We start from the raw sequence: 1,020 nt of genomic DNA on the forward strand, positions 1-1,020 counted from the left end.
TCGATCTTCAAAAGCTTCTTCAGGTGGATCAGCGGCAACAGCTTGTTGCGCAGCCTTAAGACCGCGGTGTCCTTGATGCGCTCGATGCGGTGCTCGGAATTGGCGCGCGCCCGCACCAATTCCACGACCGAGAGCTGGGGAATGGCAAAGCGGTCACCGCCGGCTTCCACGATCAGGGCGGAGACGATGGCCAGCGTCAGCGGGATCTTGATGGTGACGGAGGAGCCTTCGCCGGCGACGGACTTGATGTCGATGGTGCCGCCGATCTGGTCGATATTGGTGCGCACCACGTCCATGCCGACACCGCGGCCCGAGACCGAGGTGATGGCGGCAGCCGTCGAGAAGCCCGGCGCGAAGATGAACTTGTGGATCTGCGCCTCGCTCATCTTCTCGAGCTCGGCCTCGGTGACGAGACCTGAGGAGAGCGCCTTGGCCTTGATCTTCTCGGTGTTGAGGCCTCTGCCGTTGTCGGCGATGCAGATGATGATGTGGCCGCCCTCGTGATAGGCGGACAGCCGGATGGTGCCCTGCTCGCCCTTGCCGCTCGCCAAGCGCTCGGCGGGGGTCTCAAGGCCATGGTCGGCGGAGTTGCGCACCATGTGGGTGAGCGGATCCTTGATCAGGTCGAGCACCTGGCGGTCGAGCTCGGTGTCGGCGCCGTGCATCTCCAGCTCGATCTGCTTGCCGAGTTCGCTCGAGAGGTCGCGGACGATGCGCGGCAGCTTCTGCCAGGCATTGCCGATCGGCTGCATGCGCGTCTTCATGACGCCTTCCTGCAGCTCGGCGGTGACGTTGGAGAGGCGCTGCAACGGCACCTTGAACTCGGTGTCCTCGTTGCGGCGGGAGATCTCCAGGAGCTGGTTGCGGGTCAGCACCAGCTCGGAGACCATGGTCATCAGATGCTCCAGCGTATCCACGTTGACGCGGATCGACTGGTTGGCGACGCGGTCGCCTTCGGTGACGCTCTCGTCCGCCATCGACTTCTTGGGCGCGGGTTTTGCCTCCTTGGCCTTCGCCTCC

Annotated in this window: 1 protein-coding gene; it reads right to left on the minus strand. The window is 64.2% G+C overall.

The features are described 5' to 3' along the window. On the minus strand, positions 1–1,020 hold a 1,020-nt coding region (locus SO139_RS46250), incomplete at both ends, for a chemotaxis protein CheA (RefSeq protein WP_498542161.1).

The sequence above is a fragment of the Bradyrhizobium sp. UFLA05-89 genome, assembly GCF_059803475.1.